The sequence below is a fragment of the Pseudomonas arsenicoxydans genome, assembly GCF_006438915.1.
In the GTDB taxonomy this organism is placed as follows: Bacteria; Pseudomonadota; Gammaproteobacteria; order Pseudomonadales; family Pseudomonadaceae; genus Aquipseudomonas; species Aquipseudomonas arsenicoxydans_A.
Genome location: NZ_RCZE01000037.1, coordinates 1 through 1268, shown reverse-complemented (window position 1 = coordinate 1268; position 1268 = coordinate 1). Strand labels below are relative to the sequence as shown.

Genomic DNA, 1268 nt, shown 5'->3' with positions numbered 1-1268 from the left:
AAACAGGAAGGCATCACCTTGGCCGCTGTTTTTATCCGTCAGTGTGGCGAGCGCGGCTTGAGCCTGCGCTTGCGCGTCAATACCGCGTTTGTCCGAGGCGAAGAATAAGTGATGGAAGGTCGCCAGCGGCGGCGGGGCATATTGGTCTTGATGCTGGTTGTACCAGGCCTCAAGGACGCCGGGGGCGGGTTCACGAAGTGACGCTACGTCCTCTGCGAGAAAGTCCATCTTTTGCGCCAGTCGCCGGCGAATGATGGTGTCGTCTTTTTCGAGCCCGAGCTTCAATGCTTCGCGATAGAGGATCTCCTCCTTCACATAATCATCGAGCATCCCTTGAAGCTGTTGATCGGTCGGCGGGCGTTGCCAGCGCGCCAGCCAGGAGATTTCGATCCGCTGAATATCGTCCGGGGTTATTTCGATACGTTGAGGGTCCTGATTGATCGCTGAGCTGTGCAAGCCACCGTAGAGGACAAACAGTCCAAAGCCAGCAATCAGGAAGTGCAGTAGTGGTTCTCGAAGGCAGCGTTTAATTAAAGAGAATCTGGATGTCGTTTCAGTAACCGTTAAGGTCATGACTTTTTGCCCCACGCTTAAATCGAACAGATTCGATGCGAACTGGAGTATTGCTCGTAACTCAAAATCTGCCACTGCATCTCATCACAGTAAAACGGTGCCGATCGAAGAAGTCGGCTAATACAGTCCGAAAAAGACGTCAGGCGTAGCGGGGATGTCCGAATTCTCAGCTCGGTACCCGTTCTAGCGCTATCGTCATTAATCGCGTCTTACATTCCCAAACTTTAGATATGGGTAAATCAGATGCACTGGCCGTTACTGATTCGAAAGCGAACCTCTTAATGCCGTTATCCCGGTACGAACGCCTACCGCCTGCAACTGGAAGCCCTGTGCGCAGGAACATACCCTCAACTTGCCAGTGAAGTTGACCACGCCTGGGAGGGCATCGCCTGGTGTTCGCCGAGGAGCGTACCAACTACCCCATCACCCTCTCGGTGGACGACCAGGGGGAGGGCTTCACACTGACCGCCCAGACCCTTCACGGAATCGATCCCGTACGGCTGACCCATTACCTGGTCACCGCCCTGCACGGCCTGCTTGATGCCGTGGTCAGCGATCCACAAAGGCCCATCCTGACGGTACCGATTCTGCCGGACGCCGAACGCCAGCAACTGCTGGTGGATTTCAACGCCACTCAGGCCGACTTCCCGCAAGAGGCACTGATCCATGAGCTGTTCGAGGACCAGGCACAACGC

2 pseudogenes are annotated in these 1268 nt (G+C 55.4%); one reads left to right on the top strand and one right to left on the bottom strand.

The annotated features are described in order from the left end of the window. A pseudogene (locus EAH78_RS32050) lies at positions 1-573 on the bottom strand (peptidyl-prolyl cis-trans isomerase); the annotation flags it as partial. A gap of 392 nt (positions 574-965) precedes the next feature. Here EAH78_RS32050 and EAH78_RS32045 point away from each other — a divergent pair. Continuing rightward, positions 966-1268: pseudogene (locus EAH78_RS32045) on the top strand (hypothetical protein); the annotation flags it as partial.